Source organism: Sphingomonas sp. RIT328, assembly GCF_000632225.1.
GTDB lineage: Bacteria > Pseudomonadota > Alphaproteobacteria > Sphingomonadales > Sphingomonadaceae > Sphingomonas > Sphingomonas kyungheensis.
In genome coordinates this window covers 284570-309592 of record NZ_JFYV01000001.1, presented here as the reverse complement: position 1 = coordinate 309592, position 25023 = coordinate 284570, and the positions used below count along the sequence as shown (strand labels likewise).

At 65.6% G+C, this 25023-nt stretch carries 34 protein-coding genes; 23 read left to right on the top strand and 11 right to left on the bottom strand.

Translation table 11 applies throughout. The features are described from left to right. Window positions 1-106: 106 nt before the first annotated feature. Window positions 107-685 carry a hypothetical protein gene (locus BW41_RS01545; RefSeq protein ID WP_152542049.1) on the top strand — a complete coding sequence of 193 codons (579 nt, stop codon included), beginning with the start codon at window positions 107-109 and terminating at the stop codon, window positions 683-685. A gap of 4 nt (window positions 686-689) precedes the next feature. Here the strand turns inward: BW41_RS01545 and BW41_RS01540 are convergent, their stop codons facing one another. The 11 genes from BW41_RS01540 to BW41_RS19935 all read right to left on the bottom strand — a co-directional run bounded on the left by BW41_RS01540 (window position 690) and on the right by BW41_RS19935 (window position 8120). Continuing rightward, complete coding sequence (locus BW41_RS01540; protein WP_081792826.1) at window positions 690-1745, bottom strand: tyrosine-type recombinase/integrase; 1056 nt, start codon at window positions 1743-1745, stop codon at window positions 690-692. Continuing rightward, window positions 1742-1990, bottom strand: coding sequence for a hypothetical protein (locus tag BW41_RS01535; RefSeq protein WP_152542048.1), 249 nt, complete (start codon window positions 1988-1990; stop codon window positions 1742-1744). The genes BW41_RS01540 and BW41_RS01535 overlap by 4 nt, the downstream gene beginning before the upstream one ends. After that, window positions 1987-2547: a hypothetical protein gene (locus BW41_RS01530; RefSeq protein WP_037530585.1), complete on the bottom strand. Its 561-nt coding sequence runs from the start codon at window positions 2545-2547 to the stop codon at window positions 1987-1989. Before BW41_RS01530 ends, BW41_RS01535 begins: the two co-directional genes overlap by 4 nt. Further along, entirely contained in the window at window positions 2544-3437 is an 894-nt protein-coding gene (locus tag BW41_RS01525) for a hypothetical protein (protein WP_037530582.1), read from the bottom strand. Before BW41_RS01525 ends, BW41_RS01530 begins: the two co-directional genes overlap by 4 nt. Next, window positions 3434-5269 (bottom strand): ParB/RepB/Spo0J family partition protein, encoded by a 1836-nt coding sequence (locus tag BW41_RS19940; RefSeq protein WP_051583169.1) that lies wholly within the window; start codon window positions 5267-5269, stop codon window positions 3434-3436. The genes BW41_RS01525 and BW41_RS19940 overlap by 4 nt, the downstream gene beginning before the upstream one ends. Beyond that, entirely contained in the window at window positions 5269-6060 is a 792-nt protein-coding gene (locus BW41_RS01515) for a hypothetical protein (RefSeq protein WP_037530579.1), read from the bottom strand. Before BW41_RS01515 ends, BW41_RS19940 begins: the two co-directional genes overlap by 1 nt. Beyond that, entirely contained in the window at window positions 6060-6239 is a 180-nt protein-coding gene (locus BW41_RS01510; protein WP_037530577.1) for a hypothetical protein, read from the bottom strand. The genes BW41_RS01515 and BW41_RS01510 overlap by 1 nt, the downstream gene beginning before the upstream one ends. Beyond that, complete coding sequence (locus BW41_RS01505; RefSeq protein WP_037530575.1) at window positions 6239-6454, bottom strand: hypothetical protein; 216 nt, start codon at window positions 6452-6454, stop codon at window positions 6239-6241. Before BW41_RS01505 ends, BW41_RS01510 begins: the two co-directional genes overlap by 1 nt. Further along, window positions 6454-6861, bottom strand: coding sequence for a hypothetical protein (locus BW41_RS01500; protein WP_037530573.1), 408 nt, complete (start codon window positions 6859-6861; stop codon window positions 6454-6456). Before BW41_RS01500 ends, BW41_RS01505 begins: the two co-directional genes overlap by 1 nt. Before the next feature lie 92 nt (window positions 6862-6953). Continuing rightward, a complete protein-coding gene (locus BW41_RS01495; RefSeq protein ID WP_152542046.1) occupies window positions 6954-7373 on the bottom strand; it encodes a hypothetical protein in 420 nt (139 codons plus the stop codon). 54 nt (window positions 7374-7427) lie between these two features. Continuing rightward, a complete protein-coding gene (locus BW41_RS19935; RefSeq protein ID WP_051583168.1) occupies window positions 7428-8120 on the bottom strand; it encodes a S24 family peptidase in 693 nt (230 codons plus the stop codon). A gap of 158 nt (window positions 8121-8278) precedes the next feature. Between BW41_RS19935 and BW41_RS01485 the strand changes: the two genes are divergently transcribed. The 22 genes from BW41_RS01485 to BW41_RS01380 all read left to right on the top strand — a co-directional run bounded on the left by BW41_RS01485 (window position 8279) and on the right by BW41_RS01380 (window position 25018). Continuing rightward, the gene (locus BW41_RS01485) at window positions 8279-8551 is read left to right on the top strand and encodes a hypothetical protein (protein WP_152542044.1); all 273 of its coding nucleotides are present in this window, start codon (window positions 8279-8281) and stop codon (window positions 8549-8551) included. Between the two features lie 17 nt (window positions 8552-8568). After that, complete coding sequence (locus BW41_RS01480; protein ID WP_152542042.1) at window positions 8569-9021, top strand: hypothetical protein; 453 nt, start codon at window positions 8569-8571, stop codon at window positions 9019-9021. Beyond that, entirely contained in the window at window positions 9018-9293 is a 276-nt protein-coding gene (locus BW41_RS01475; protein WP_037530565.1) for a hypothetical protein, read from the top strand. The genes BW41_RS01480 and BW41_RS01475 overlap by 4 nt, the downstream gene beginning before the upstream one ends. 114 nt (window positions 9294-9407) lie before the next feature. Continuing rightward, the gene (locus tag BW41_RS01470) at window positions 9408-10043 is read left to right on the top strand and encodes a hypothetical protein (protein ID WP_152542041.1); all 636 of its coding nucleotides are present in this window, start codon (window positions 9408-9410) and stop codon (window positions 10041-10043) included. Further along, window positions 10040-11161, top strand: coding sequence for a DNA polymerase III subunit beta (gene dnaN, locus BW41_RS01465; RefSeq protein ID WP_037530560.1), 1122 nt, complete (start codon window positions 10040-10042; stop codon window positions 11159-11161). Before BW41_RS01470 ends, dnaN begins: the two co-directional genes overlap by 4 nt. A gap of 10 nt (window positions 11162-11171) precedes the next feature. Further along, a complete protein-coding gene (locus BW41_RS01460) occupies window positions 11172-11369 on the top strand; it encodes a hypothetical protein (RefSeq protein WP_037530559.1) in 198 nt (65 codons plus the stop codon). Window positions 11370-11371: 2 nt separating this feature from the next. Then, window positions 11372-11947, top strand: a complete 576-nt coding sequence (locus tag BW41_RS21420) for a hypothetical protein (RefSeq protein ID WP_037530557.1) — start codon at window positions 11372-11374, stop codon at window positions 11945-11947. A 263-nt stretch (window positions 11948-12210) separates the two neighbouring features. Continuing rightward, complete coding sequence (locus BW41_RS21695) at window positions 12211-12441, top strand: DUF2312 domain-containing protein (RefSeq protein ID WP_037530882.1); 231 nt, start codon at window positions 12211-12213, stop codon at window positions 12439-12441. Further along, complete coding sequence (ssb, locus tag BW41_RS01445) at window positions 12438-12905, top strand: single-stranded DNA-binding protein (protein ID WP_037530555.1); 468 nt, start codon at window positions 12438-12440, stop codon at window positions 12903-12905. The genes BW41_RS21695 and ssb overlap by 4 nt, the downstream gene beginning before the upstream one ends. A 68-nt stretch (window positions 12906-12973) precedes the next feature. After that, window positions 12974-15850, top strand: coding sequence for a phage/plasmid primase, P4 family (locus BW41_RS01440; RefSeq protein WP_235199456.1), 2877 nt, complete (start codon window positions 12974-12976; stop codon window positions 15848-15850). Between the two features lie 255 nt (window positions 15851-16105). Further along, window positions 16106-16621: a hypothetical protein gene (locus BW41_RS01435; protein ID WP_235199455.1), complete on the top strand. Its 516-nt coding sequence runs from the start codon at window positions 16106-16108 to the stop codon at window positions 16619-16621. A gap of 161 nt (window positions 16622-16782) precedes the next feature. Continuing rightward, window positions 16783-17139: an HNH endonuclease gene (locus tag BW41_RS01430; protein WP_037530551.1), complete on the top strand. Its 357-nt coding sequence runs from the start codon at window positions 16783-16785 to the stop codon at window positions 17137-17139. 73 nt (window positions 17140-17212) lie between these two features. Next, window positions 17213-17689 carry a hypothetical protein gene (locus BW41_RS01425; protein ID WP_037530549.1) on the top strand — a complete coding sequence of 159 codons (477 nt, stop codon included), beginning with the start codon at window positions 17213-17215 and terminating at the stop codon, window positions 17687-17689. Window positions 17690-17693: 4 nt separating this feature from the next. Further along, window positions 17694-19448 (top strand): terminase large subunit, encoded by a 1755-nt coding sequence (locus tag BW41_RS01420; protein ID WP_037530547.1) that lies wholly within the window; start codon window positions 17694-17696, stop codon window positions 19446-19448. Between the two features lie 74 nt (window positions 19449-19522). Next, a complete protein-coding gene (locus tag BW41_RS01415) occupies window positions 19523-20746 on the top strand; it encodes a phage portal protein (RefSeq protein ID WP_235199454.1) in 1224 nt (407 codons plus the stop codon). Continuing rightward, window positions 20746-21462, top strand: coding sequence for an HK97 family phage prohead protease (locus BW41_RS01410; protein WP_081792824.1), 717 nt, complete (start codon window positions 20746-20748; stop codon window positions 21460-21462). Before BW41_RS01415 ends, BW41_RS01410 begins: the two co-directional genes overlap by 1 nt. An 11-nt stretch (window positions 21463-21473) precedes the next feature. Further along, complete coding sequence (locus BW41_RS01405; protein ID WP_037530543.1) at window positions 21474-22766, top strand: phage major capsid protein; 1293 nt, start codon at window positions 21474-21476, stop codon at window positions 22764-22766. A gap of 107 nt (window positions 22767-22873) precedes the next feature. Beyond that, on the top strand, window positions 22874-23284 hold the full coding sequence (locus BW41_RS21415) for a hypothetical protein (RefSeq protein WP_037530541.1): 411 nt from the start codon (window positions 22874-22876) through the stop codon (window positions 23282-23284). A 3-nt stretch (window positions 23285-23287) separates the two neighbouring features. Next, window positions 23288-23860 carry a head-tail connector protein gene (locus tag BW41_RS01395; protein ID WP_051583166.1) on the top strand — a complete coding sequence of 191 codons (573 nt, stop codon included), beginning with the start codon at window positions 23288-23290 and terminating at the stop codon, window positions 23858-23860. Beyond that, complete coding sequence (locus tag BW41_RS01390; RefSeq protein ID WP_037530538.1) at window positions 23860-24213, top strand: head-tail adaptor protein; 354 nt, start codon at window positions 23860-23862, stop codon at window positions 24211-24213. The genes BW41_RS01395 and BW41_RS01390 overlap by 1 nt, the downstream gene beginning before the upstream one ends. Next, window positions 24213-24611 carry an HK97-gp10 family putative phage morphogenesis protein gene (locus BW41_RS01385; protein WP_037530536.1) on the top strand — a complete coding sequence of 133 codons (399 nt, stop codon included), beginning with the start codon at window positions 24213-24215 and terminating at the stop codon, window positions 24609-24611. The genes BW41_RS01390 and BW41_RS01385 overlap by 1 nt, the downstream gene beginning before the upstream one ends. Further along, entirely contained in the window at window positions 24608-25018 is a 411-nt protein-coding gene (locus BW41_RS01380) for a DUF3168 domain-containing protein (protein ID WP_037530534.1), read from the top strand. The genes BW41_RS01385 and BW41_RS01380 overlap by 4 nt, the downstream gene beginning before the upstream one ends. The last annotated feature ends 5 nt before the right edge of the window (window positions 25019-25023 follow it).

The window sequence follows — 25023 nt, the reverse complement described above, 5'->3', positions numbered from 1 at the left end:
GGTTGCCCCCGCAATTCCATACGTTTTGCCCCCGGAGGTTGCCTGCGACGTAAAGCCGGGCTTATCCTGCCTTCGAATTTGCGGGGTGGTGATGGATCGAAGGGCGGTGACCAAGGCTCGTTCTCGGCTTCGAGTTGCGCAGAAGGCCCTTGATGAGCTGCTGCGCTGTGACGTTCGCGACGAGTTCATCGACACTTGGTACACTTATCTAGTTGCGGCGAAGGCCGTCCATACGACCCTCGAACAGGGTGCAAAGGCGAGCGCCGCGTCGAAGGCGTGGTTTGAGGATCGCAGAGTGGAGCGGAAGTCTGACCCGCTACTCCAGTACATGTACGAATCCCGCAACGATGACGAACATGGGCTATCCGCCCCTGTTGAGTATCAACCGCCTACCGTCGAGTTTGGCGAGAACGACGGCGGGTCGACGTACGAGCTCGTCGATACCGAACACGGCAGCCAGGTGCGGCTCACCGTGCGCAGCAAGGACGGCAGCAGCTTAGTGCGGATACGTGCGCGCATTCCTATGATGGTGCTGCGTCCCGTCACAGGGAAGTCGAACGTCTATCCGCCGCCCCGCCTGCATAAAGGTGAGATCCTTGATGATCTGCTCCCTACGCAAGCAGCCGAGTTGAACCTTCGACACCTTTCATGGATGATCGACGAAGCGGAGGGTCTCCAGATCTAAACGATCAGGAGACAACCTTCCTAGCCAGAGGCACAATCTTGCCGCCGGTCACGCGTTCGGCCGCGCCACGCGCGATCATCAATGCCCGCGCCCGCTTCCCGTAGTGCCTCACCATCTCGCTCGACATGCCGAGGATCGAGCCGACTTCGGTGTCGCTCAGGCCAAGCTCCAGCAAGTAGCAGCACGAGTTCTTGCGCAGTCCGTGGAACGAGAAGGTCGCGTCGGCGGTGATGACCTCGCGCGCGACGAGATCGGCGTGAACCTCCCGCACCGCGGACATGGCCATCAGGTCGCGAAGCCGCGCCTGGATGGCACCCGTCGTCTTGAATGGCGCGCCGCTGCGCTCGTACAGGAGCGTCGTCGACCGCCGCGGCAGCTTCTTCAGCTCCTCCAGCCAGAACGGGTGCATCGGGATGGCGACGTCCTTGCCCGTCTTCTTCTGCGCGAACTCCATGATGCCGCCGTCAATCCAGCCGTACTGCATCCTGATGCAGTCGCTGACCCGCTGCCCGGAGCATAGCCCGGTGACGATCGCGGCGCGCGTCATCGGCGTCGCCTCCTCCAGCGCGACGCGCAGCAGATCCGCCGGCCATGGTTCGTGCTCGCCCAGCTCAAGCCGCTTGATCCCCGACGCCGGATTGTCGGCGCGCATGTCAATGCGCGTGCCGTAGGCGAGGAGCGCCCGCATGACGCTAAGCCACGCGTTCGCCTTGCCCGGCGTCTCGGCCATCCGGTCGCGCATCGTGTAGATGTGCGCAGGGCGCAGGCCCTTTACGCCGCGCTCGCCGATCTCCGTCACGATCAGGTCGAGGTAGCGCATCTGGTTGATGCGCGTGCTCATCTCCAACGCCGCGAACTCCGGGTTGCCGCGATAGGCAGCGACTAGGGCGGCCATGCTGCCGGGCGCAGGGCCCTCCTTCGGCGCCGTCTGCTGCGACAGCCGTCGGTACTCCGCGTGGAAGTCGGGATCGTCGAGATCCGGCAGTCGCAGGTAGGTATCCTTGCCGGCGATCTTGCGCCGGAAGTAGAGCAGACCCTTCCGCTCGGTTACATTCTTCAACGAAAGTCGTCCCATGACGTGTCCCGATCCTGCGCGCCCGCGCGAGGCTGCTTGATCGAGAACTGCTTGGCAATCATCGCGTCGAGCTGGACCTTCGCCCACAGGGTGTTGTAGCCCTCCTTCACCCCGAACCCGCCAAACCGGGTCAGGAACGACGTCTTCGACACGCCCATGTACGCTGCCGCGATCTCCGCGGTCATGCGAGCCGGCCAGTCCGGCAGTTGTTCCAGCCGGGCAAGGTTCACGCAGCCAGCCTCCCCTCGCCTTCCGCCAGCCGTGCGGCGCGCAACTCAATCGTCGCGTCAGTCAGCCAATGGATGCAGTCGGTCCCGGTGCGTTGATGCCACCAGAGCATCGCCGCGAGGCCGGCCGCCACGCTCTCGGCGTTGAGCAACGGGCGGACGTACTCGACGATGTCGTCCTGCACGCCCTCGCTGAAGGCGCCGATCCGATCGGACAGCGCCCAAAGCTCAGCCGTCTTGTATCGGCGGTACTGCGGCGCGTTGTTCACGAGGGCCTGATGCGCCCGATCGCGGCGGCTGATGGCCGCCGGTAGTGCCTGCTTCAACATGGCGAGGATCTCGGCGTCGGTCGCGGTGCGCTCCGGCCGCGGCGCGCGATTCACCACTCGCCGCCAGTCGGCCGCAAGTGCCGATGCGATCCGCAAGCGGTCGGTCGCGTCGGTTGCGGTCATCTTGTCCTCGGCGACCAAGCGCTGATCGCCGGCAGCACGCGCGTCGCGAAGCTGCTCGGCGATAGCGGCTATGCCGGCGAACTCATGGGTCGCGGGTGGTCGTTTCATGTCACCTCCCCGCCGCCCGTCGCCCCGTCCGTCGCATCGGTGGGGGTGGCTAGGCTGTCACCCCAGCTTGCGAGAAACGCGCCGTCATTCCAGATTACGCCGATGCCGCCGCACTCGCTGCATCCGCCGCCCGGCTGGCATCGGAAGATAGGGCTGTACGGATAGTATTTTTCGGAGACGTAGCCTTCGTCACTCTCCTGACAGCCCGAACACGCAGTCCAGCATCCGCCATCCTCGGCCATCACCTCGGCGACATGCTTCGCCAAGGTATCGACCCCCGCCCCGGTGTCGCTCGCGACCTTGGGGGCTGCGGCGAGCATGGCGGCGATCTGCTCAAGCGTGTGCTGCGCAAGCAGGCCGGGGTGCAATTCATCCTCGGCCGTCAGTTGCTCGCCTTCGTTGTCGGTATAACCTGTCGGGTCGGCATAGACCTCAAGCGTTTCGCGCGCACGTTGCAGCGCCTCCCGCAACAACCCCGCCGGAACCGCGGCATCGCTCGCGGGCGGGGTGTCATTCCAGGGCAATCCGTGAAACACCCGGTGAGAGGTTTTCTGTAGAATTGCCGACATCATGTTGCAGGCGGCCTTGTACCCGTTGCGGTGCTCCTGGGTTACATCGGCTGCGAACTCTGTCTCTTCGCCGACGCGTAGACATTCCTGTGCCGCGTCCCAAAAGGCCTGACACTGCACCCGCGCATCGGACAGCACAGCGGGAGTGGGGACGCCATGCGAGCCGGACAGCACATTGGCCGCGCCATCATATGCGGCCTGCCACATGCGGGCGGCCTGACTGGTACAGCTGGAGGCCCGCTTGCCGTTCCGGTAGTTGGGGACGACGGTGTCTGCGATGGCGACGCAGCGAGCCTCGATCTGGGTCTGCGAGCTGGTCACTGGCCGCCCTCCGCATCACCGGCAGCGTCCGGATGATCGGCTTGATAGTCCGCCTGCGTCGCCCACCAGCCGCCGACGTCGGCGGGGTTCAGCGCCTCGAGCAAATCAGCAAACTCCTCGGCGTAGCCGACGTCCTCTTCCTGGCCTTCGATGGTCCAGCCTAACGGCGTCTTCGTCCAAAGATCACCGCCCGTGGTAAGCAGCACCTCGGGCGCAGGATCGGCGGCACAGAGTTCCTGCCAGCGGGTTTCCTCGGCGACCTTTGCCGCGGTGGCCGCCGCTTCACGTTCCTCCTTCCGACGCTTCCGGTCGGCGATTACCTCGCGGGCATGTTCTATGCCGGCGGGAAGGTTCGAAGCGATCTCCTCTTCGGTGACAAACATCTGGATCTCGAAGCACGGTGTGCGCGGACCCGAATGGGGGTCTCCCGGCTTCGTCTTCTCTCCTAGCCAATCGTTGGCGTAGAAGGCGCGGCCTTCCATGCCGGGTAAATCGCTGAACTTCGGCACTGCGAGGCGAGCCGCCCAGACCCGGCCGAGATGCGCGACCGCCTGCTCTTCCTCCTGCTCGGGGGTCAGCTGGGGACCGCCATAGGAAGTCTCGCGCTTTTCAGGAAGGACCGTCTTGCGGTGCTCTCGCGGAACGAAAAACCGCGTGCGATCCCATTGCGCCACGTATTCGAGCGCGCTGCCGTCGTCATCTTCGCCGATCGGCTCCTCCTGCCCGACCCCGACCACGATCTGGATGGAGACATCGCGGTCCATGGCCCGCTTCCAGCAGTCGTCGATGGCCACGTGCATACCAAGATCGCCATTCCAGCCGCCGGCAATGAGAGCGTAGCCTGTGGGGGCCTCGGCCTTACCGTCGACCGTCAGATCGGCAGGAATGACGGAACCCGACACGCTGGGATATTTCCCCTGCGCCTGCATCTGGACGCGGACAGCCTGCAATTGCAGGCAGCGGTTAGCGATGCCCCGCGCAAGCTGACCGTTCGCCAGCTTGCGTGGGGCGCCGTCTGCCGCTGCGGTGAACAGATCCTCCTCGTACCCGCCGCCCTCGCGTTCGTAGGTGTCGCGGTCGATGAACCGGAAGACGCTGCACGCCTCTGTCATCTGCTCGGCGCTGTAGGCGGCGCGAATGTTCCACAGGCTGTGCCGTTGATAGTTGTTCGGTCGGCACTCGCGCTTGAAAACGCGCGACTGTAGAGCCTGATCGGCAGTTTTGGCGTATTCAGTCGCCACCTCCAGGCTGATCTGTCCCAGCCGGAGGGCGTCGAGGATCTCCTCCGCCAGCCCCGCCAGTCGCAGCCGCTGCTTCACGTAGCGCTCAGTGAAACCAAATTGCTTCGCGAGATCAGCGGGCGATCGGTTGCCCGGCGCCATGAGCGCGGCGAATGCGACGAACTCGTCCGCCGGGTTCATGTCGCGGCGCGCGAGGTTCTCCGACAGCGACAGCTCGACCGCCTCGTCCTCCGGACGGATGAGGACTGGCACCGGCCAGTTGTCCTTGATCGTGCCGCGCTCGCGCAGCAGCTGAAGCGCCTGGAGGCGTCGCCCACCACCCACGACGTAGACGGCCTTGGCGTCGATCGTCGTGCTGCCGGCGTAGCCGATCAACGATTGCAGCAGACCATGCGCTGCGATGTCGTCCGCGAGGCTCTCGACGTCGGCTGCTATGTCGGTCTTGCGGACGTTCTGCGGCGCGCGGCGCAGCCGACCATACGGGATCGTGGTGATCGACGTCGGCGCCAGCGCCTTGGCTGTGGCAGGCGCTGTCTTGGCGCCGCGGGGCTTCGACGCCGGTGCTGCGGCGTTTTTGATTGCGGTGGCCATTATCGGACCTCCTGCGAGTTCGTGCTTTCGAGTAGATCAGGCGGCTCGATGCCCGGCCGCATGGTCGTATCGGCATCGGAGAGCGCCGCATGCCAATTCGCCAGCGCTGCGGCGGTGCTGATAGTGTGGTGTCGAGCCTTATCGACGTCGCCGGCGACTGCGGCCGCCGCAGCCTTCTGCGCGAGATAGCCGATCAGCCAGAACCAATCGAACGGCGTCTTGCCGGCGTCGTGGTCCGAGCTCCATCGATCACGCTGATGCGTCGCTTCCAGGGGGACACCGGCCATGAAGTCGGCCGTCTCCGGCGTGTTGACCAAGAAGTCGAAGGACGTGCGTGCGATTGAGCGATACCACGCGCGCGCATGCTGCGGATCGTGATCCTCGTGAAAGGCGGCGATGCAAGTGGAGCTTTCGCAGTGCTGGCCGATGTCCGTTTCCATGACGCAAACCTCGGCCCAGCACAGGCCGTCCCCCGCCGCGAGTTTGGCGGCCAAGGCATCCACGCGTGGGCAAGTCCTCTGCTGCGCCACCACCTGAAACCCGCCAACCGGGACCGCATCCAGCCCGACGTTGGCACGAGCATTGTCGATGCTGACGATCGTCGCACCGGGGAAGCGGCGGGCGAGCTTGTCCGGGTCTTCATTGCTGAGCAGGAGGTCTCCCTCCTGCTCAGCAATGCGCCGATCGTTGCACATCACGTCATCAACAATGCGGTTGCACCCATAATGCTTGGCGAACAGCTCGCGGTGCAGCGTCTTGCCGCTGCGCTGGGGGCCGTGGATTACGATCATCAGGAAACCTTTCCGATGCCGATCTCGATCATCAGACCGAGCCATTGAATGGTGAAGATGCCGCCCTTGATCTCGTCATGGCGGCATTCGGGGTGCGAGCGCAGCACGCGCGGAATGACGGTCAGGCCGTCACCGCGCCAGCCGCCCCACTCGAAGCGGGGGATGAGGTGGCGACGCATCACCACTGCCCCTTGATCAGCGCCCAGACGGCGCGGACGGCGAGAGCGGTCCCGCCGAGCAGCACGGTCAGGGCGAGCAGCGCGACGATCGCCCTGATCAGCGGACGCGGGGGACGGCTGGCGCAGTCGGGGCAGCCGCAACCTGGGGGGCAGTTGAACAGATTGCCGCTGTAGGGGCTGCGGATCTTGCGCTCTGGCGGGGTGCGGCTCGCCATCAGAGCGTCCCCGCGACCATGGTCAGCAGCACCGGGCCGCCGACCCAGACGGCGAGGCCGCCGATGGCGAGGACGATCATCCGGTCAAGCACGCCGCGCGCGCGATCCTCCGCGGCGTCGCACAGGGCGGCGAGGCGAGGCATGGCGGGCTGCGGCACCGGCGACCGACGCAGCGGATGCGTCGTCGACTTGCCCCGTGCCCGGCCGACGACGGCCTTCAGGCGGGCCGCGGTGGCGTCACGCCCGGCGAGCACCAGCGGCTGGCGGTTGAACGGCCGCGCGGCAGCGTGACGGCTGAGCGTGTGCGGAATGAGCCGCCGGGTGACCGGCGGGTCCGTGTCGATGTGGAAGTCAGTGACGAGGGCGCCGGTCGCGTCGGCCTCGCGGGGAAGGTTGGCAAGTTGCACGGCGTGCTCCCATCGGGCGGGGTGCCCTGATGAAGCCCGCTTACCGTAAGCGATTGCTTACAGTCAACTACCTATAAGCGTCCGCTTACAAATCAGCTGAATACCCACCACGCCAGAAGTGCCAGCCCGACGATCGCGCCGATCAACGACACGACCGTCGCCGCGCTCGAACGCACCGGCGCGGACCGTCGCGTCGTCACGAAAGGCTTTCCGGAGATCCTGCTCATCAACGCGTCGTGTACGTCGAGCATGACTTCCTGATGCTCGATGTTGAACATGACCGTGTCCGGATCATAGAGGCGCAGCTTGCCCGCGACGCCAGCGCTCGCACCAGGATAGATGAGACGGATATAGCCGGGCTCCACGGCGGTCGCCTGCCGCAGATCCAAACCGACCAGATCGCCGATGGCGACCGTCCTGACCGCCTCAGCCAAGCCGGGCAAAGACGCTCGGCCTATGCTGACCAGATCGCCATCGATCGTGATAGACCCGGTCGAACCCTTCGCCTGCATCCCTACCCTCCCGGCTACAGCGCCCAGCCTAGCGAGAGCCGCCCGCACACGCGATCAGAATGTGACCAGCTCGTCCCACGGAATGATCCGGTGAAGATGCGCTACACGGATGCGCTCCACCTTGAACAGCAGCGCCGGATTGAACTGCTCGAACTCGTAGTAATGAGCCGTTTGCCGGACCAAGCGCTTTGCGATCACGGTCATGATCCGCTCGCCGTCGACGCCATCCGGTCCCCGCAGCTGCGCGACGACATAGTCTCCCGACACCGGTGGACGGCGAGGATCGACATAGCCCAGCTCGCCTGGCTCGTACCTGGGGGCCATCGAGACGCCTCTGAAATACAGGGCGTAAACGTCCCGGCGATTGTCCAAGGTGAGAGGTCGGCGGGCGTGATCGATCACGTCGTCGAAGTGCATTTCCATGGCCTCAATATCGACCGTGCTTCCGTCATCCTCGAACTTGAGATCCGCGCAGAGCGCCGTGCCGACGATCGGCACGTCTCGCGGCCGATCAGAGCCGCGAAACGCAAGGTAAGGGCCGCGCTCCTGCGTCGTCCCCGGTTCTCGATCCGTCTTGCGTTCGCCCGCCTCGAACTCGGCGAAGGTCGCGCCGATCGCCGCGAGCAGCTTCTCGATCGTCTCGTGATTGGCGCTGCCGCGCCGCTTGATGTCGGTGAGCGCCATCCGGCTGAGCCCGGCCTTCATCATCCAACTGGTGTTGGACATGCCGGCGGGCTTAACCGCCATGAGGCGATCGTATAGCGAAAGAGGGTCTGACATGACCCTGTCAGCAATAGCTAACATGCGGCGTTCCGTCGATTGAAGCCATTGCTTACAAATCTGCTTGCAACGTAAGCGATCGCTGATCTACAAGCGTGCGCATGGACGTTCCGACAACCTCTGACATGGTCGCCGCGATCGAGCGGTTCCTCGAACGGCACCAAGACATGGCGCCTACCCGCTTCGGTCGCGAGGCCACCGGCGAGCCGCAGCTTCTGGAAAGCCTGCGCAAGGGGCGGTCGCCCAGCCTCGACACGGCCAACCGCATCGTCGCGTTCATGCGCGGCAAGGACGAGGAGGCGGGGTTCGAGGCGTTCCATGGGAGTGACGTTTGCTCCGATGTTGACCCCGCGTCAGCCGGAATCGACGACGACTTTTCCGCCCAGGTGGCGGCATGACGCCGGAGAGGGCGCTGTTGAAGCGCGCGACCGTAGAGATGATCAAGGGCGTCGGCGGTCAGGAAGCCGGAGAAGGCTTCACGCGTGTCCGTAGATCCATGCTGTCGGAATACGGTTCTCCCAATCATCCTAACTGCTTCGTGCCGATCGACGTCGTGGCCGATCTGGAGCCGCTCGCCCGCGAGCGCACCGGGTGGCCGCACGTAACACAGGCGCTGTGTCGCGCCATGGGCGGCACGTTCGTACCCGAGCCGGAGGCGCCGACCACCGGCTCGGATCTGCTCGCTCTCTCGTCCCAGCTGTCGAGCGAGTTCAACGACGCGATCGGCGCGGTCTGCGCCGGTCTCGCGGATGGCAAGTGGTGCGGCAAGGACGGCGAGCGCCTCGAAGGCGAGCTCGACCAGCTGCTGCGCGTGGTCGTCCAGATGCGGGCGGTCGCCCGCTTCACCAACGATGGAGCCTCAGCATGAAGAAACTGCATCTTCCGGCCCTGCCGAAGAACGAGGGCGCGCGCCTGCTCGCCCGTCGCATCCAGTCGGCGTACAAGGGCAAGCTCCTGTTCGCTGCGCATTGCATGCAGCTGTCGGCGATCCAGCTCCAATGCCTCGTCGACGGATCGCTGATCCCCGGCGAGGAGCTGGTCCGCGACATCGCCCGTGCGACGCGCGACGGCATCAGCCGCGCCGACTGGCGCTCGCCTCCCGCCGGCGGCTGGTTCGACGCGGATCGGGTCGTCGCCTGATGTTCAACAAGATCACGCGCGGGGGTTCTCTCCCCGGCCTCGCGCGTGTCGGCGAGGCGGGCCCCCGTAGCCCCATGACCCGGCCCGTCTCGCCGAAACTCTCCGCGGTGCCTCATGGCTAAGCCCGCGTCCCTGACCATGCACGATGCCGACGGGCGCGTGTGTGCCGAGGAGGCGGGGGTGTTCCCCCGAGCCTCCGTCTCCTCGGGTTCGATGTTCGACGAGGTCAGCGGCCTCGTCGCCGGCGTCGATCGGATCAACGCCTGGATGGCCGTCGCCAATCCGGGCGACCGCTTCATCTACGCCAGCCGGTCCGGCCTCCCCAAAGCCTCGGCAGGTGCCGCGCGCATGCGCGATCTGGCGGGACGGAAGCTGGTGATGCTGTTCCAGGCGCGCTCGTCGCTTGATCCGACCCGCATGAACTACATCGCGGTGCGGACCGCGGTCGCGGATGCGCTGGCCAAGCCCGCGCGACCTCGCCTCGCGCTGAGCCGTGCGCCTATTGCGGAGGACGAGGCGGCGTCGATCGACGTGCTGCTCCCGGTACTGGAGCGCTTCGCCGCCAAGGGCCGCCCCTGCCCCACCGACAAACAGCTGGCCGAACGTGCCGGCATCGCGACCGCCATGGTCCAGCCGACGCTGGACGCGATGGTCGCGGCTCACCTGATCCGCATCGAGGGCGCGCGCGGGCCCACCAATCGCAGGGTCCTCATCCTCTCCACCGGCGCGATCACAGGACTGGCAGCATGACCGTAGAAATCGAACGCGACGCGCTGCTCGGCGCGCTTCAGCAGGTCAACGGCGTCATTGAGGCGCGCAACACGATGGAGATCTTGAGCAACATCCTGTTCGTGGCGCAGGAAGGTCTGCTGACGGTTACTGGCACAGATATCGACATCGAAGCGAACGCGACGACGCCTGTCGTGGGCGAGATCAAGACCACCCTGCCAAGTGACAAGATCCTGACCGCGGTCAAGAGCTTCAAGGCGGGCAAGCTGACGATAGCCGAGGTGCCAGGGCGGGCGGCGGTGACGGTAAAGCAGGGTCGTGGCGTCCGCACGATCTCGACCTTGGGCGCCGACGCATTCCCCAAAAGAGAAGCTCTGAAGAACGCAGCCAGCTTTCGGTTGGCCGGTGATGCCTTGCTGCGTCTTTTTGGAACCTGCCGGGTGGCCCAGTCACGTGACGAGACGCGATATTACCTTAACGGCATCTTCCTTCATGCCGTCGAAGGCGAGCTGCGGGCAGCGGCGACGGACGGACACCGGTTGATGCGGGCCGACATGGCGCTGCCGGATGCCGCGAAGGCTCTTGCGGACGTCATCGTGCCGACCAAGGCCGTGACACAAATGATCCAACTGCTGGGCTCCGCCAGCGGCGACGTCGACATCGAGGTCAACGACAAGGCCATCCGCTTCCAGCTGGGCAACGCGACGATCATCAGCAACCTCGTCGACGGCACCTACCCCAATTACGATCGGGTGATCCCCGACGTCGGCGCGCATGTCATCAAGATGAAGCGCGAGGATTTTACCGGACCCGTCTCCTCGGTTTCGGCGATCGTCAACGCGGAGGGCGACAAGTTCAAGGTGCGCGCGGTCGCACTGGACTTCACCACCGGCGACGACGCCTATGAGGTGAGCGCCCGAGATGCGACCGGGACCAGCGCAACCGAGCCTTTGGAGGCATCCTACTCCGGGTCCGGCATCCGTTTCGGCTTGAACAGTCAGTACGCTCGGGAGGTCGCTGGCGTCTTCGCGGAAGGATCGCTTCTGACGCTTTCGCTGAACGACCCGGCGTCGCCGATCCGCGTCACTTCCGACAAGGACGACGACCTCGTCGGCGTCCTCATGCCCTACCGCGTCTGAGGAGCAAGCAATGGCTATCGACTACGAGTGCAACGAATGCGGCGGCACCTCGCCGGACCTCGACGAGACCGTTCTGCATGATCTGGTCGTCAACATCGTGCGCGGCAACCATGCCGACGCGCTGATCGACATCAACCGTCTAGTCCGCGACCATCCGAATGCCGACGCCCTGAGCGAACGCATCGCGATCGCGCGCGCTGCGGCCTGATCATGGCCGACGTCGTCGACATGGCAGCGGAGCTTCAGGACGAGCACCTCGCCCTGAGCCTCCAGCGCGCGCGCCTGCCGATCGCCGAGGGCGTCGCCGGCGAGTGTGAGCAGTGCTTCGAGGACAGTCCACGCCTCGTCGGTGGCCGCTGCGCCTTCTGCCGTGATGGTCGACGACGCCCCACCAACCCGACCGGCAAGCTTCCGGCGCCTGTACCCGCCCCAGTCCTGGAGGACATCGTGAATCCGAAGTCGATACAACTGCCGGCAACGGCGCAGACCGCGATCAAGGCGGTCGAGCAGCACGCGCAGCGGAACGTGCTCTCGTTGGGCGCGGCAGCTGCCGAGCTGATCGAGCGGGGGCTCCAGCCCGCCCCGGCACCGGTGCCCGAGGCGCCCGTCGCGGCTCCCGTCGTCGACTTCGACACGCTGATCGAGCTGCTACGCGCCCGGTTCGCCGATCGTCCCGACCAGTCCGCGGCGCTGGCCGAAGCCACCGCACGCGCCGACGCGGCGGAAGCGCGCGCGACGGCCGCCGAGGCGAGGCTGACGAAGCTGCGCGAGGCGCTTGCGGCGTGAAACAGAAGCTCGACACCCAGGTGGCGGCGGCAGTCGGCGCGATGCTCGTCGGGTGTGACGAGATCACGCTCGAACAGGTCGCGGAGCGGCTGCCGGGTCATATTCGTGCGGCGTCGCCGTCGCTGAAGTCCATGACCAAGGCGCTCGTCAGCGCCGGGTGGATCGGCGAGCGGCGCGAGGGTGGTAGCGTGGTCTACGTACCGCCGCGGCCCGAGGGCGAAGGCGGAGAAAATCCGCGCCACAACGGGTTCGAAGGCGGCGCCGTGGCGGCGGATGAGGTTCGATTGCTCATCGAGCGTGCCGAGCGCCTGGTCGAAGAGCGCAAGGGCATCTCCGACGACATCAAGGATGTCTGGGCGGAAGCGAAGGGGCGCGGATACGACCCGCGCGCGCTTCAGGACATCATGAAATTGCGGGCGAAGAAGCCCGAGGAACAGCAGGAACGACAGGCGATCCTTGAGGTCTACCTGCGCGCGATGGGGATGATGGCATGAGCAGCGTTAACAAGGTGATCCTCGTGGGCAACCTCGGCAAGGACCCGGAGAGCCGCAGTTTTCAGAACGGCGGCAAGATCGTGAACATGAGCATCGCGACCTCCGAACGCTGGAAGGACCGCACTTCGGGCGAGCAGAAGGAGCGCACCGAGTGGCACAACGTCGTCGTGATGAACGACGGCTTGGTAAAGGTCGCGGAGCAGTATCTGAAGAAGGGCGCCAAGGTCTACATCGAGGGCCAGCTGCGCACCCGCAAGTGGCAGGACAATGCCGGTAACGATCGCTACTCGACCGAGGTCGTCCTGGGCACGTTCAACTCGACGCTCGTGCTGCTCGATCGTCGCGAGGCCGATCCCGGTCGCAATGACTATTCCAGCTATGCGGACGGCCGCGGCGGTCCGCGTGGTGGCGCCGGCGGTGGCGGCGCGCCGGTCGACGATCTGGACGACGACGTCCCCTTCTAACCGGCGCATCGCGCCGACGGCAGACCGGCGACGGTCGTCTGCCACCAATCCTGCCGGGGGCATGATCCGTGAGCGTATCCACTTCGTTGCCGTCTCAGCTGGAGGCGGCGCTCCAATTCGCGCGCCGTGGCTGGCCGGTGTTCCCGTGCTCGCGGCAGAACAAGCGCCCGCTGCTTGCCCGCGACAAGGACGCCGACGGCAAGCCGATCAAGGGCTCGGGTGGCGTCAGCAAGGCAACCGACGACGAGGAGCAGATCCGCGCCTGGTGGCGCAAGTGGCCCGAAGCCATGATCGGCGTCGCCGTCGGCCGCGCCGGGATGGTCGTGATCGACCTCGACCCGCGCCGTGATCTGATCACCCCGGAGATGATCGATCCGGACACCGGCGAGGTCATCGCAGAGGCGGTCTACGAGGAATGGACGCTGGAGCGGCACCGCCTGGCGCTGGAGGAGCTGATCGGCGGTCAGCTGCCGGTCAGTCTCGCAGTGCGGACCCCGTCGGGCGGCGTGCATATCTACTTCCTGATGCCCGAGGGAAAGCCGATCGGGAACAGCGGTAGCCTGCCGGACCACATCGATGTGCGCGGGCTCGGCGGCTACACGATCGTGCCGCCCTCCTTCTGCGAAGGCGACGGCAATAACTCGCGCGGCGAATACCGTTGGCTGCGCGGTCAGGCGGACACGCCGATCGCGGCGCTGCCCGAAGCGCTCGCCGAGATCATGCGCCGGCCGAAGGCACGCGTCGCAACGGATCACGCCCCCGCACCCCCGCTGGCGGCCCATGATCAGCTGTTCCAGGTCGACCTCGACGAATCGCACCGTAGGTATGCGCTGCACGCGCTCGATGCCGAGGTGCGCGAACTCGCCGGCACGCCGAAGGGCGGCGGCCGGCACGGTGGGCGCAATCAGGGCGCCTATCACGCCGCCTTCAATCTCGGCCAATTCGTCGGCGCCGGCGCGCTGTCCGAGGCGCTGGTCCGCAACACGCTGCTCGACGTCGTCCGTGGCTTCGATCCGGGCGCCTATCAGTCGCATGCCGGCGCGATCGAGAACGGCCTCTCCAACGGCATCGCCAAGCCTCGCGACCTCAGCGCCGTAGGCGCGCAAACCGCGCGCGGTCGCGACAGCGGCCGCGCATCATCCTCTTCGGCTCCTGGCCCCGGCCTCCCTCCGATCGACGCCTATGCCGACGACATCGAGCGTCTTCCACCCGCACCCGACCGGGAGGGAGAGGAAACGTCCTTCCAGTCTGGAACCCCGAGCCCAGCGCCCATCGCTAGGGGGTCTGGGGGGCGCATTGCGCCGGCCAAAAACGAAGTGCTGGATCGCCAATGCGCGTTGTTCTCCACCACGGATCTCGGCAACGCCGAACGCTTCAGGGCGCGGCATGCTTGGCGCTTCCGGTTCTGCAACGAGCTGGGATGGTTCGTCTGGGACGATCGCCGCTGGGAGCTACTGTCCGAGGAAAAGGACAAGATCCCCGGCAAGGTCAGCCTCGCCGTGTTCGACACGGTGCGTTCGATCCGTCACGAGGCCGACCTCGTCGAGGCCAGCGGCCTGAAGGAGGAGCTTCCGGAGGACGCGACGGACGAGCAGCGTGCCGAGACGTTGAACTTCATCGTCCGCTGGAAGGGCAGCGGCGACAACAAGGTGCCGATCTACTACAGCGACACCCTACGCGATCATGCGAAGTCGAGCGAGGGATCGCAGCGGCTCGGCTGCATCGCCAACTTGGTCAAATCCTTCGCCGACGTCGCGATCCGTGCGGATGCGATGGACGCCGACCGGATGGCCATGAATCTCCTCAACGGCACCATGCGTCTGACCCAAGAGGGCAAGCGATGGGTGATGGTCGAGGGTACGTTGAAGCCGATCACCATGGGCGACCGCTGGGGCCTGCGCCTCGACAAGCATCGTCCGGAGGATCTGATCAGCAAGATCGCCAACGTCGTGTTCGATCCGAAGGCCGTGTCGCCTGATTACGACGCGTTCCTCGCCGTGGTGCAGCCCGACGAGAAGATGCGGCGGTTCCTGCACCAGTGGGGCGGCTTGAGCCTGACCGGCGACATCACCGAACAGAAACTGGCGTTCTTCCACGGCAAGGGCCGCAACGGCAAGTCGACGCTAGTCGACGCGTGGAGCTACATCGCCGGCGACTATGGCGGATCGGTCGCGATCGAGACGTTCCTCGATCAGGGCCGCGGCCGCAAGGGTGGCGAGGCGACGCCGGATCTCGCTCGCCTCCCCGGCATCCGGTTCCTGCGGACGTCCGAACCAGAGAAGGGCGCGAAGCTCGCCGAGGCGCTGATCAAGCTGATCACGGGCGGCGAGCTGATCGACGCGCGCCACCTCAACAAGGGGTTCTTCTCGTTCCTGCCCTCCTTCAAGGTGACGATCTCGGGCAACCACAAGCCCAAGATCACCGGTCACGACGACGGAATCTGGCGACGCGTGATGCTGGTGCCCTGGGAGGTCCAGATCGCGAAGGAGGACGTCGACAAAGCGCTGCCCGAGAAGCTGAAGAAGGAGGCATCGGGCATCCTGAACCGGCTGCTGGAGGGGCTGCTCGACTGGCGGGCACACGGTCTGGTCGAGCCGGAGAGCGTGATCGCGGCGACGGCCAAGTACCGGGAGCAGAGCGATCAGCTCGGCCGGTTCCTCGACGAGTGCACGCGGCCGATGAGCGGTGCGCGATCGAAGTCGTCTACCCTCTTCCAACTGTTCACGGCATGGTCCAAGGCTACCGGCTCGGCCGAATGGCAGACGCAGGGCTTCTCGAAGGCGATGGAGGACCGTGGCTTCGAGAAGAAGTCGTCCAACGGTATCCAGTGGCTGGACATCGAGATGACCAAGTCGCCCGACGACTATGCCGACACCGACGTCAGCAATCGCTCCCGTCGTGATCATGGCGATCCCGGACCCTATCCGGATGATGTGCCGCTGTGATGACGATTTTGGAAGGACTCATCCTTCCGCGTGGAAGTACGATTGGAAGGACGAAAGTGACGGTTTTCCGCGGCTTTGGAAGGGGTGGAAGGGGTTTGCACGGTCCCCCCGTCATGCGCGTGTGTGCGCGCATGCGCGCACACGAAAAGACCCTGAATTATCCTTCCAGTCCTTCCATTCTGATCTGTTGATCAGATCACCAACATCAAAAACGGCGGAAAACCGCCACTTTCAGCGACAAAGAGGAACCGAGATATGGAAGGACGGACGATCAGCGAGCAGCCTCCAGTGGAAGGGCCCGTCCTTCCAACGGGCGCCCTCACCTTCTGCGACGTTGAGGACCGTCTCGTCGAGGCGCTGCTGACCTGCTGGCGCTACCCCGACCGCGAACGCGGCTGGCAGCGTATCCGGTCGGCGTGGCCCGAGATCAGCCGAGAGGAGCATCGTGGCGACTATGACGCCCGCGGCGGTGAGGGCAGCAGCTCCGACGTCGTGCTGCGGCCCGCATCGCAGACGCGGATCGAGGTGGCGGAGATGGAGGAGGCGTTCGGCTGGCTCGACGCGATCTCACCCGAAGACCGCAAGCTCGTCGGCCTTGCGATCGGGCAGCTGGCGCGTGGCCGGCGCGAGGTGTCGTGGCTCGACATGCTGGCTCGCATGGGACTGAAGCGCGGGGCTGACGGACTGCGCATGCGCTACGGTCGCGCGATCAACGCCATCTGCGTTGCGCAGAACGGCGGAAATGCTGGCCGGAACCTGTCAATCCCATAAACTAGCAGCCACGATCATTTTCCCTGTTCGCCTAGACGACAAAATCGGCCTATTTATTGACACACTGGGTTGGGCCTTCGGACGCAACACGGTGGCATCCTCTCCTCGACGGGCGGCGCGGCTTCGGTCACGTCGCCCGTCGCCGTTTACAGGCGTTCGACGTGGCCAAGCTGACCAGCCTGCGGCCACGCCTCGGTGGCCTGCGCCCTCGCCTCGCGAGCGTGCCCGTCGATCGACAGTCGTTCGATCGGCAGCGCGACCAACGTGCATGGCGCAAGTGGTACAAGACGTCGCGCTGGCAGAAGCTGCGTATGTCGATCCTCCTGCGCGATCTGTTCACCTGCCAGTGGCCGGGTTGCGGCCGGGTCGAGGCCGACACGTCGCAGCTGGTCGCGGACCACCGCAAGCCGCACCGCGGCGACGAGGCGTTGTTCTGGGATGACCGGAACCTGTGGTGCCTGTGCAAGCCGTGCCACGACAGCCTTAAGCAGGCGGAGGAGCGGCGGCAGGATTGGTAATGGTGGGGGGGGTGAAAAGTCGGGAGGGGAGCAGGCCTCCAGACCGCTAGTCCTCTCATCTGGAGATTTTATTTTGGCCGACGCGGATTTTTCGGGGGTCGATCTGTTCGGCGACCCGATCCAGCCGCGCAAGGAAGGCCGTGGGCGACCTGAGCACGTCTGGACCCTCGAAAACTCGAACAAGGTCCTGTTGGCGTTCGCTCGTCGCCTGAGCGTCAAGGAGGCGGCGACTGCAATCGGGGTCTCGGTCCCGACGCTGCGCAAGCATTATTCTTCCGAAGTGGCGCAGCGCGAGGCCGCCGCGCTCCGGTTCGAAATGGTCCAGCTCGCCCGGCTCAATGACGGTGCCAAGGCCGGCAGCGTTGCTGCCGAAAAGGAGCTCGGCCGACGACTGGAACGTGCGGCCATCCAGCAACTGTCGGAGAAGGTCATCGACCGCGGGCGCATCAAGAAGCCTGCTCCCATCGGGAAGAAGGAAGCGGCCCGCGAGGCTGCGAAGGAGGCGGTCAAGAAGTTCAGGCCCCGCGCCGGCCCGACGCTGTTGAACTGAGCCGATGCGTCCGCTCGAATGGTCGACCGCCTGTCCCGATTGGGAAGAGCGGATCGTCGAGGGGCGCAGCCTGGTGCCACCGCCCCTCTTCCCGGACGAGGCGGAAGCGGCGCTGGAGATCTTCAAGGACCTGCGGATCGTCGACGTGCCCGGACAGCCGACGTTCGGCGAGGCATGTGACGACTTCGTCTTCGACTTCGTGGCGGCGATTTTCGGCGCCTACGATGCGACCCAGACGCGGCAGCTGATCAACGAGTTCTTCCTGCTCATCAGCAAGAAGAACTCGAAGTCGACGATCGCGGCGGGGATCATGATCACGGCGCTGATCCTGAATTGGCGGCACTACAACGAGCTGCTCGTACTGGCGCCGACGAAGGAGATCGCGAACAACGTCTTCACCCCCGCGATGGGGATGGTCAACGCCGACCCTGAACTGCGAGCGCTTCTGAAGCCGATCGAGCATCTGCGCACGATCAAGCATCTGGAGAACGAAGCCGAGCTGAAGGTCGTCGCGGCCGACAGCGAGATCGTCGGTGGCAAGAAGGCGGGGTTCATCCTCGTCGAGGAGCTTTGGCTGTTCGGGAAGAACCCGAAGGCCGCGGCGATGCTGATGGAGGCGACCGGCGGCATGGTGAGCCGGCCGGAAGGGTTCGTCGTCTATCTGTCGACCCATTCGGACGGCGCGCCCCGCGGCGTGTTCAAGAAGCAGCTCGATCTTTTCCGCGGCATCCGTGACGGGACGATCGTCGATCCCCGCAAGCTGGGAATGCTCTACGAGTTCCCGCCGGCGATGATTGAAAGCCGGGCATATCGCGATCCGGCAAACTTCTATGTCACCAACCCGAACATCGGCCGTTCGGTAGACGCCGAGTGGCTCGCTGAGAAACTGATCGAAGCCGAGCGTGCCGACACCGGCGAGCTCCAGATCTTCTTGTCGAAGCACCTCAACATCGAGATCGGCACCCGGCTCTCGAACGATCGCTGGGTTGGCGCCGACTTCTGGGACCGTTGCGCGATCCCCGCCCTGACGCTGGACGATCTGCTGGCCCGAAGCGAGGTGATCGTCGCAGGTGTCGATGGCGGCGGACTGGATGACCTTCTCGGCCTGTGCCTCATCGGTCGGGAGAAGGGCAGCAAGCGGTGGCTGATATGGGCTCAGGGCTGGGCCTGGTCCGTCGTATGGGATCGCCGCAAGGACATCGCGACGAAGCTCGACGAGCTGGTCGGCGAAGGCACGCTGATCCGGTGCAACATGCCTGAGGAGGATGATCTCAGCGCAGTCGCTGATGATGTCGGCGAGGATCTCGCCGAGGATCTTACCGAGGACGTTCGGGGGGTCGTCGACGTTCTGGTTCAAGTCCGGGATGCCGGCCTTTTCCCTGACAGGGAGGCAGTGGGTCTGGACCCCGCGGGTGTCGCGACGATCGTGGACGAATTGGCCCTGCGGGGGTTCGAGGATGAGATGCTGAAGAGCATTCCTCAGGGCTGGCGGCTCAGCAGTGCGATCAAGGGTCTCGCGAAGAAGTGCGCGGCGCGCACGGTGCGGCATGGCGGCACGAAGATGATGTCGTGGTGCATCGGCAACGTGAAGCAGGAGCCGCGCGGGGCGAGTGGCGTCGCCATCACGAAGCAGTCGCCAAGCGCGAAGATCGACCCCGTTGCGGCCATGTTTTCGGCTGTGATGCTCATGAGTCTCAACCCGGAAGCAAAAGGAGGCGGTATGGACGAATATCTCGCCGCCCTCCGAGGGCGCGCCTGATGGAGATCGGTCGCAAGATGCGGCGCGGCATGAAGATGCTGCTGTCGTTGCTCGATCCGCGCAGCTGGTCCGGCGTGCTGACCGAGACCAGCACGTCCGGCAAGACGGTCAACGCCGCCAACGCGTTGACCCTCTCGACGGTCTGGGCGTGCACTCGCCTCGTCGCCGGCACCATCTCCTCTCTGCCGCTGATCGTCTATAAGGACGGTCCGAACGAGACCCGCAGCCGGTTCAAGGCGCATCCGCTCTACCAGCTGCTGCAATACAGCCCGAACGCCGATCAGACCGCGTTGGACTTCTGGCAGTTCATGTGTGTCAGCCTCGAACTGTGGGGCAACGCCTATGCCCGGATCGAGCGTGGCGCCGGCAACCGCATCGTTGCCCTGACGCCGGTCCGCCCGGAGCTGGTGAAAGTCCGGCGGGCGGACGACGGCTCGATACGGTATCGCTATGTCGATGCTGGCAAGGCGATCGACATCGGTCAGGACGAGATGTTCCACATCCGCGGCTTCGGTGGTTCGCCGATGGGCGGCCTGTCGACGCTGTCCTTCGGCCGCCAGTCCTTCGGCCTCGCTCTCGCGACCGACGAGGCCGCAGCGCAGATCTACAAGAACGGGCTGCGCCCCTCCGGCGTCCTGACGACCAAGGATCAGCGCACGCTGAGCAAGGAGCAGCGCGAGGACGTTTACAAGTACGTCGTCGAGCCGATGGCGGGAGACAACAGCGGTCGGCCGCTCGTGCTCGAAGCCGGGCTCGAATGGAAGTCGATCCAGATGTCGTCGGCCGACGCCGAGGTCATCCAGAGCCGCCAGTTCTCGGTCGAGGACGGTTGCCGTTGGTTCGGCGTGCCGCCGCACATGGTCGGCCACACGACCAACACGACGAGCTGGGGCAGCGGTCTCGAACAGCAGACGATCGGCTTCCTGATCTTTACGCTGCGCGAGCGCCTCAAGCGGATCGAGCAGGCCATCATCAAGCAGCTGCTGACCCCGGCAGAGCGCCTGACGATCACCGTCGAATTCAACTTCGAAGGTCTGCTTCGCGCGGACAGTGCGGCTCGCGCCTCCTTCTATTCGCAGATGGTCCAGAACGGGATCATGACGCGCAACGAGGTTCGCCGCCTCGAGAACCTGCCGCCGCTGGATGGCGGAGACGATCTGACGATCCAGTCGAACATGATCCCGGCGAAGCAGCTCGGCGAGCTGACCAGCGCGAGCGGCGAAGCGGCGCGTCGCTCGATCATGGACTGGCTGTTCCCGGAGGGAATGCCGTCGCTGAAACAGAAGGAAGACGCGTAATGCTGATCCACCACAAGCACGGGCAGCTGAAGGTTCGCGACTTCAGCCTGTCGATCAAGGCCAGCGACGTTGCCGACGACGGCAGCTTCTCCGGCTACGGTTCCGTTTTCGGCGTCACTGACAGCTACGGCGAGATCGTGGCGCCCGGCGCATTTGCCGACAGCCTCGCCGATCTGAAGGCGAAAGGGCGCACCGTCCCGGTCCTGTGGCAGCATCGCTCGTCCGAACCGATCGGTGTCTACGATCTGCTCGAAGAGGACACCCGCGGCCTCAGGGTGAAGGGGCAGCTGATCATCGGCGACGGCACGCCCAAGAGCCCCGGAGTGCGCCAGGCGCAGGAGGCCCATGCCCTGCTGAAGGCCGGTGCCGTCTCCGGTCTGTCGATCGGCTACTGGGTCCGCGAAGCCAGCTACGATGAGAAGACGGGTATCCGCACGCTGAAGAAGCTCGACCTCGTCGAGGTCAGCCTCGTCACGTTCCCCGCCAACGACGATGCACGGGTCGAGGCGGTCAAGTTCAAGCTGGAGCGCGGTCAGCTCCCGACGAAATCCGAGTTCGAGAAGGCACTGCGCGAGGCTTTTCCATTCTCGAAGTCGCAGGCCGCGGCGATCGCCAGCCACGGCCTAGACCATCTGCTCCGGAGCGAGTCCGCGGGCGCCGGCGATCTCAAGTCCATTTCCGACGCCATCGCAGGCTTCAGCCTGCCCAAGTTCTGAAGGAACGCATCATGAAGCATCCGAACATCCTCGCCGCATCGTCCGCGGCGGCCCTCGCCATGGGCGCCATGGTCACCCCGGCGTTCTGCCAGCCCGAATATGGCCGCAAGGACGGCGGTGGCAACGAGCCCGACATCAAGCAGCTGTCGCGCGACCTCAAGTCCGCCACCGACAAGGTGAAGGAATTCGCCGAGGACGCGAAGGGCCGGCTCGAAAAGGGCGAGGCCCTGAGCCAGAAGGCCAAGGAGGCCGCGGACGAGGCGCTGGTCAAGTTCAACGAGCTTTCGGCAACGATGACCGAGATCGAGCAGAAGCTCGCCCGGCGTGGCGGTGGCGAGGACACCGAGCGGAAGTCCATGGGTCAGCGCTTCGTCGAGGACGAGGGCGTGAAGGGCTTCATGCAGCGGCCGCCGTCGAAGGGCGGGGTCAGCGTCGAGGTCAAGGCGATCACCAGCGTCACCACCGACACGGCAGGCGCGGCCGGCGACCTGATCGTTCCCGATCGGCAGGCGGGCATCGTCGCGGCGCCCGATCGCCGCATGACGGTTCGGGATCTCATCACGCCCGGCCGCACCAACTCCAACGCGATCCAGTACGTCCAGGAGACCGGATTCGTGAACAGCGCCGCGGCGGTCGCCGAGGGTTTGCTGAAGCCCGAGTCGAGCATGAAGTTCGACCTCAAGACGGTGCCAGTCGCGACGATCGCCCATTGGGTGCAGGCATCGAAGCAGATCCTCGCCGATGCGCCGATGCTCGCGAGCTACATCGATGGCCGGCTGCGATACGGCCTCGCCTATGCCGAGGAGCTTCAGCTGCTCAAGGGCGATGGAACGGGATCGAACCTGCTGGGTCTGATCCCGCAGGCAACGGCCTATGCTCCCCAGGGCGGTCTCGTCGCCACGACCATGATCGACCAGCTGCGCTATGCCATGCTGCAAGCGGTGCTCGCCGAATATCCGGCGACCGGGCATGTTCTCAACCCGATCGACTGGGCGCGCATCGAGACCAGCAAGGACGAGATGGGCCGCTACATCATCGGCGACGCGGCCGACGGCGCGCCGCCCCGCCTGTGGCGTCTTCCGGTGGTCGAAACCCCGGCGATGACGGTCGACAAGTTCCTGACGGGGGCATTCAAGCTCGCCGCTCAGCTGTTCGATCGCGAGGACGCCAACGTCGAGATCTCGACGGAGGATCGCGACAACTTCGTCAAGAATATGGTCACGATCCGTGGCGAGCAGCGCACCGGCCTTGCCGTCTATCGTCCCGAGGCGATCATCTACGGCGATTTCGGCAACGTTGCCTGATCCGGGAGGGCGGGAGCGATCCCGCCCGAACGGCGGGCGGCGGTTATCTTTCGACAGCGCAACAGCCTGGCCGCCGCCCTCCCTTCGGTCCAACCAGGAGCAGCATCATGAAGATCAAGGTCATCCGCGCCTACAGCGGTGAAGAGGGCGTCGGACCCGACAAGGATGTCCGGGAAGGCTCCGAACATACGGTCACCCGCGCGCGTGGCAGCCAGCTGAAGGCCAACGGGCTCGTCGAAATCCTGTCGGACGACGACGACGAGAGCGGCGAGCTGAAGACCGACGGTCCGACCGTCGGCGAATACGTCGCCGCTGGATATCCGGCCAAGAACTATCCGCCCGCTGGCTACGCCTCGCGGAGCACTGGCGAGGAAATCGCCGAAGCGATCAGGCAGCAGGAGAGCGCCCCGATGACGAATGAGCCCGCCGCCCCGAAGGCCGTCACGCCGCCCAAGAACAAGAACGCGCCGGCGCCATCGAATAAGGCTGCGCCGAAGCCGGCGAACAAGAGCGCCTGATCCGTGAACCCGCGCGTCATCGTCATCGAGCCGCCACAGCCGATCATTACGCTCGATGAAGCGAAGCAACAGCTGAAGGTGGATGCGGATGACGATGACGCGCTGATCGAAGCCTATATCGCCGCGGCAACCGGGCATATCGATGGCCCCGATGGTTGGCTCGGCCGCGCGATCGGCGTCCAGACACTGGAAGCCGGTCTCGACGGCTTCGTCCATGATCCGATCCGGCTTCCCTATCCGCCGCTGATCGACTTGGTCAGCATCCGGTACGAGGACGTGACCGGCACGTGGCGCGATCTTGATCCGGCGACCTATGAGGTGCGCGACGGCGAGATCGGCACTGCGTGGGGCAAGTCGTGGCCTGGCACCCGCTCATATAGGGGTGCAAGCCGATCGGTGCGCATCCGCTATCGGGCAGGTTACGAGCAGGTGCCCGCACCATTGCGTGTCGCCCTTCTGATGTTCGTCGACGACCTATACCGGAACCGCGGCAACGTCGCGATCGGCAACGTTGGCGAAATCAAAATGCCAATGGCTTCTTCCATGCTGCTCCAGCCCTTCCGGGTGTACGGCTGATGGGCCTCGACACAGGATCGCTCGACCGGCGCATCCGGATCGAGCGCGATGGAAAGCCGTCGCACGACGGCCTGCAGAACGTCCCCGGCAAGCCTTTCCCGCTCGCCACGGTCTGGGCGCAGTACAAGCCCGCCCGCGGGCAGGAGCGTTTCGACCTCGCCACGCGAGAGGCCGAGATCCCGGTCGCCTTCATCATCCGGTGGTCGCGGACGGTCGCCGACGTCGGCCCGGCCGATCGCGTCCGCTATCCTGCGAAGGACGACGGGCAGCTGTTCGAGATCATCGCCGCCCCGCGCGAGATCGGCCGCCGCGATGGCCTCGAACTCACCTGCCGCGCGGTCAAGGCGGGCTGATGGCGGCGGGATCGTTCAAGTCGAGCGGGTTCCGCGAACTGGACCGCAAGTTCGCGCAGCTGGAGCGCGGCCCCACGCCAGCGGAGAAGCGGCGCGCCCTGACCAAGGGGGCGACGATCATCGCCGACGAGGAACGCCGCCTGATCCATTCCCGTAGCGGCGAGCTGGCCGGCAGCATCGTCGTCACCGCGGAGGCGGAGGGTCTGCCGAGCAACAGCGACACCGTCTACTTCGGCCCCTCGCTGCCCGACGGCTGGTACGGCCGTCTGGTCGAAGAAGGGACGCCGCACGCCGCTGCGCACCCGTTCGCCCGCCCCGCCGTCGACACCAAGTCCGACACCGCGGCGGACGTCGTGGTGCAGGATCTGCTCGAAAGCGTGAAGAGGTCGGCCCGATGAGCTTCGAGATCGCAGTCGCCAAGCGCCTCCTCGACGATCCCGCCGCTGCGGCCAAGGTGGCGACCCGCGTCGACTGGATGCGGCGTCCCGGCCAGACGTTGCCGGCCTACACGTTGCAGATCATCAGCGACTCCCGGCCGCAGCACTACAAGGGTTTCCAAGGCGTCCGCCCGACGCGCGTCCAGGTGGACTGCTGGGGCGCGACGTTCGCGGATGCCATCGCGCTGCGCGACATTGCCATCGCCGTCCTGACGCCCGCCGACGAGGTCGCCGGCGTCCGGTTCGATCGTGCTTCGGTCCCGCTCGTCCGGCCCGGCTTCGACGGCGATGGCACGGCGACCGACGGCCAGCCACGCGGCGAACTCTACCGCGAGATCATCGACTTCATTTTCCTTCACAACGGTTAGCGCAA

Excerpts from the sequence above, each read along its gene's own strand:
- BW41_RS01470 (WP_152542041.1), top strand. The coding sequence starts at position 9,408 with ATGGCTAAGCCCGCGTCCCTGACCATGCACGATGCCGACGGGCGCGTG.
- BW41_RS01475 (WP_037530565.1), top strand. The coding sequence starts at position 9,018 with ATGAAGAAACTGCATCTTCCGGCCCTGCCGAAGAACGAGGGCGCGCGC.
- BW41_RS01485 (WP_152542044.1), top strand. The coding sequence starts at position 8,279 with ATGGTCGCCGCGATCGAGCGGTTCCTCGAACGGCACCAAGACATGGCG.
- BW41_RS21420 (WP_037530557.1), top strand. The coding sequence starts at position 11,372 with ATGGCCGACGTCGTCGACATGGCAGCGGAGCTTCAGGACGAGCACCTC.
- BW41_RS01460 (WP_037530559.1), top strand. The coding sequence starts at position 11,172 with ATGGCTATCGACTACGAGTGCAACGAATGCGGCGGCACCTCGCCGGAC.
- BW41_RS01515 (WP_037530579.1), bottom strand. The coding sequence starts at position 6,060 with ATGATCGTAATCCACGGCCCCCAGCGCAGCGGCAAGACGCTGCACCGC.
- BW41_RS01390 (WP_037530538.1), top strand. The coding sequence starts at position 23,860 with ATGGGCCTCGACACAGGATCGCTCGACCGGCGCATCCGGATCGAGCGC.
- BW41_RS01435 (WP_235199455.1), top strand. The coding sequence starts at position 16,106 with ATGGAAGGACGGACGATCAGCGAGCAGCCTCCAGTGGAAGGGCCCGTC.
- BW41_RS01530 (WP_037530585.1), bottom strand. The coding sequence starts at position 2,547 with ATGAAACGACCACCCGCGACCCATGAGTTCGCCGGCATAGCCGCTATC.
- BW41_RS01380 (WP_037530534.1), top strand. The coding sequence starts at position 24,608 with ATGAGCTTCGAGATCGCAGTCGCCAAGCGCCTCCTCGACGATCCCGCC.
- BW41_RS01420 (WP_037530547.1), top strand. The coding sequence starts at position 17,694 with ATGCGTCCGCTCGAATGGTCGACCGCCTGTCCCGATTGGGAAGAGCGG.
- BW41_RS01505 (WP_037530575.1), bottom strand. The coding sequence starts at position 6,454 with ATGGCGAGCCGCACCCCGCCAGAGCGCAAGATCCGCAGCCCCTACAGC.
- BW41_RS19935 (WP_051583168.1), bottom strand. The coding sequence starts at position 8,120 with ATGGCGGTTAAGCCCGCCGGCATGTCCAACACCAGTTGGATGATGAAG.
- BW41_RS01510 (WP_037530577.1), bottom strand. The coding sequence starts at position 6,239 with ATGCGTCGCCACCTCATCCCCCGCTTCGAGTGGGGCGGCTGGCGCGGT.
- BW41_RS01385 (WP_037530536.1), top strand. The coding sequence starts at position 24,213 with ATGGCGGCGGGATCGTTCAAGTCGAGCGGGTTCCGCGAACTGGACCGC.
- ssb (WP_037530555.1), top strand. The coding sequence starts at position 12,438 with ATGAGCAGCGTTAACAAGGTGATCCTCGTGGGCAACCTCGGCAAGGAC.
- BW41_RS01495 (WP_152542046.1), bottom strand. The coding sequence starts at position 7,373 with ATGCAGGCGAAGGGTTCGACCGGGTCTATCACGATCGATGGCGATCTG.
- BW41_RS01405 (WP_037530543.1), top strand. The coding sequence starts at position 21,474 with ATGAAGCATCCGAACATCCTCGCCGCATCGTCCGCGGCGGCCCTCGCC.
- dnaN (WP_037530560.1), top strand. The coding sequence starts at position 10,040 with ATGACCGTAGAAATCGAACGCGACGCGCTGCTCGGCGCGCTTCAGCAG.
- BW41_RS01410 (WP_081792824.1), top strand. The coding sequence starts at position 20,746 with ATGCTGATCCACCACAAGCACGGGCAGCTGAAGGTTCGCGACTTCAGC.
- BW41_RS21415 (WP_037530541.1), top strand. The coding sequence starts at position 22,874 with ATGAAGATCAAGGTCATCCGCGCCTACAGCGGTGAAGAGGGCGTCGGA.
- BW41_RS19940 (WP_051583169.1), bottom strand. The coding sequence starts at position 5,269 with ATGGCCACCGCAATCAAAAACGCCGCAGCACCGGCGTCGAAGCCCCGC.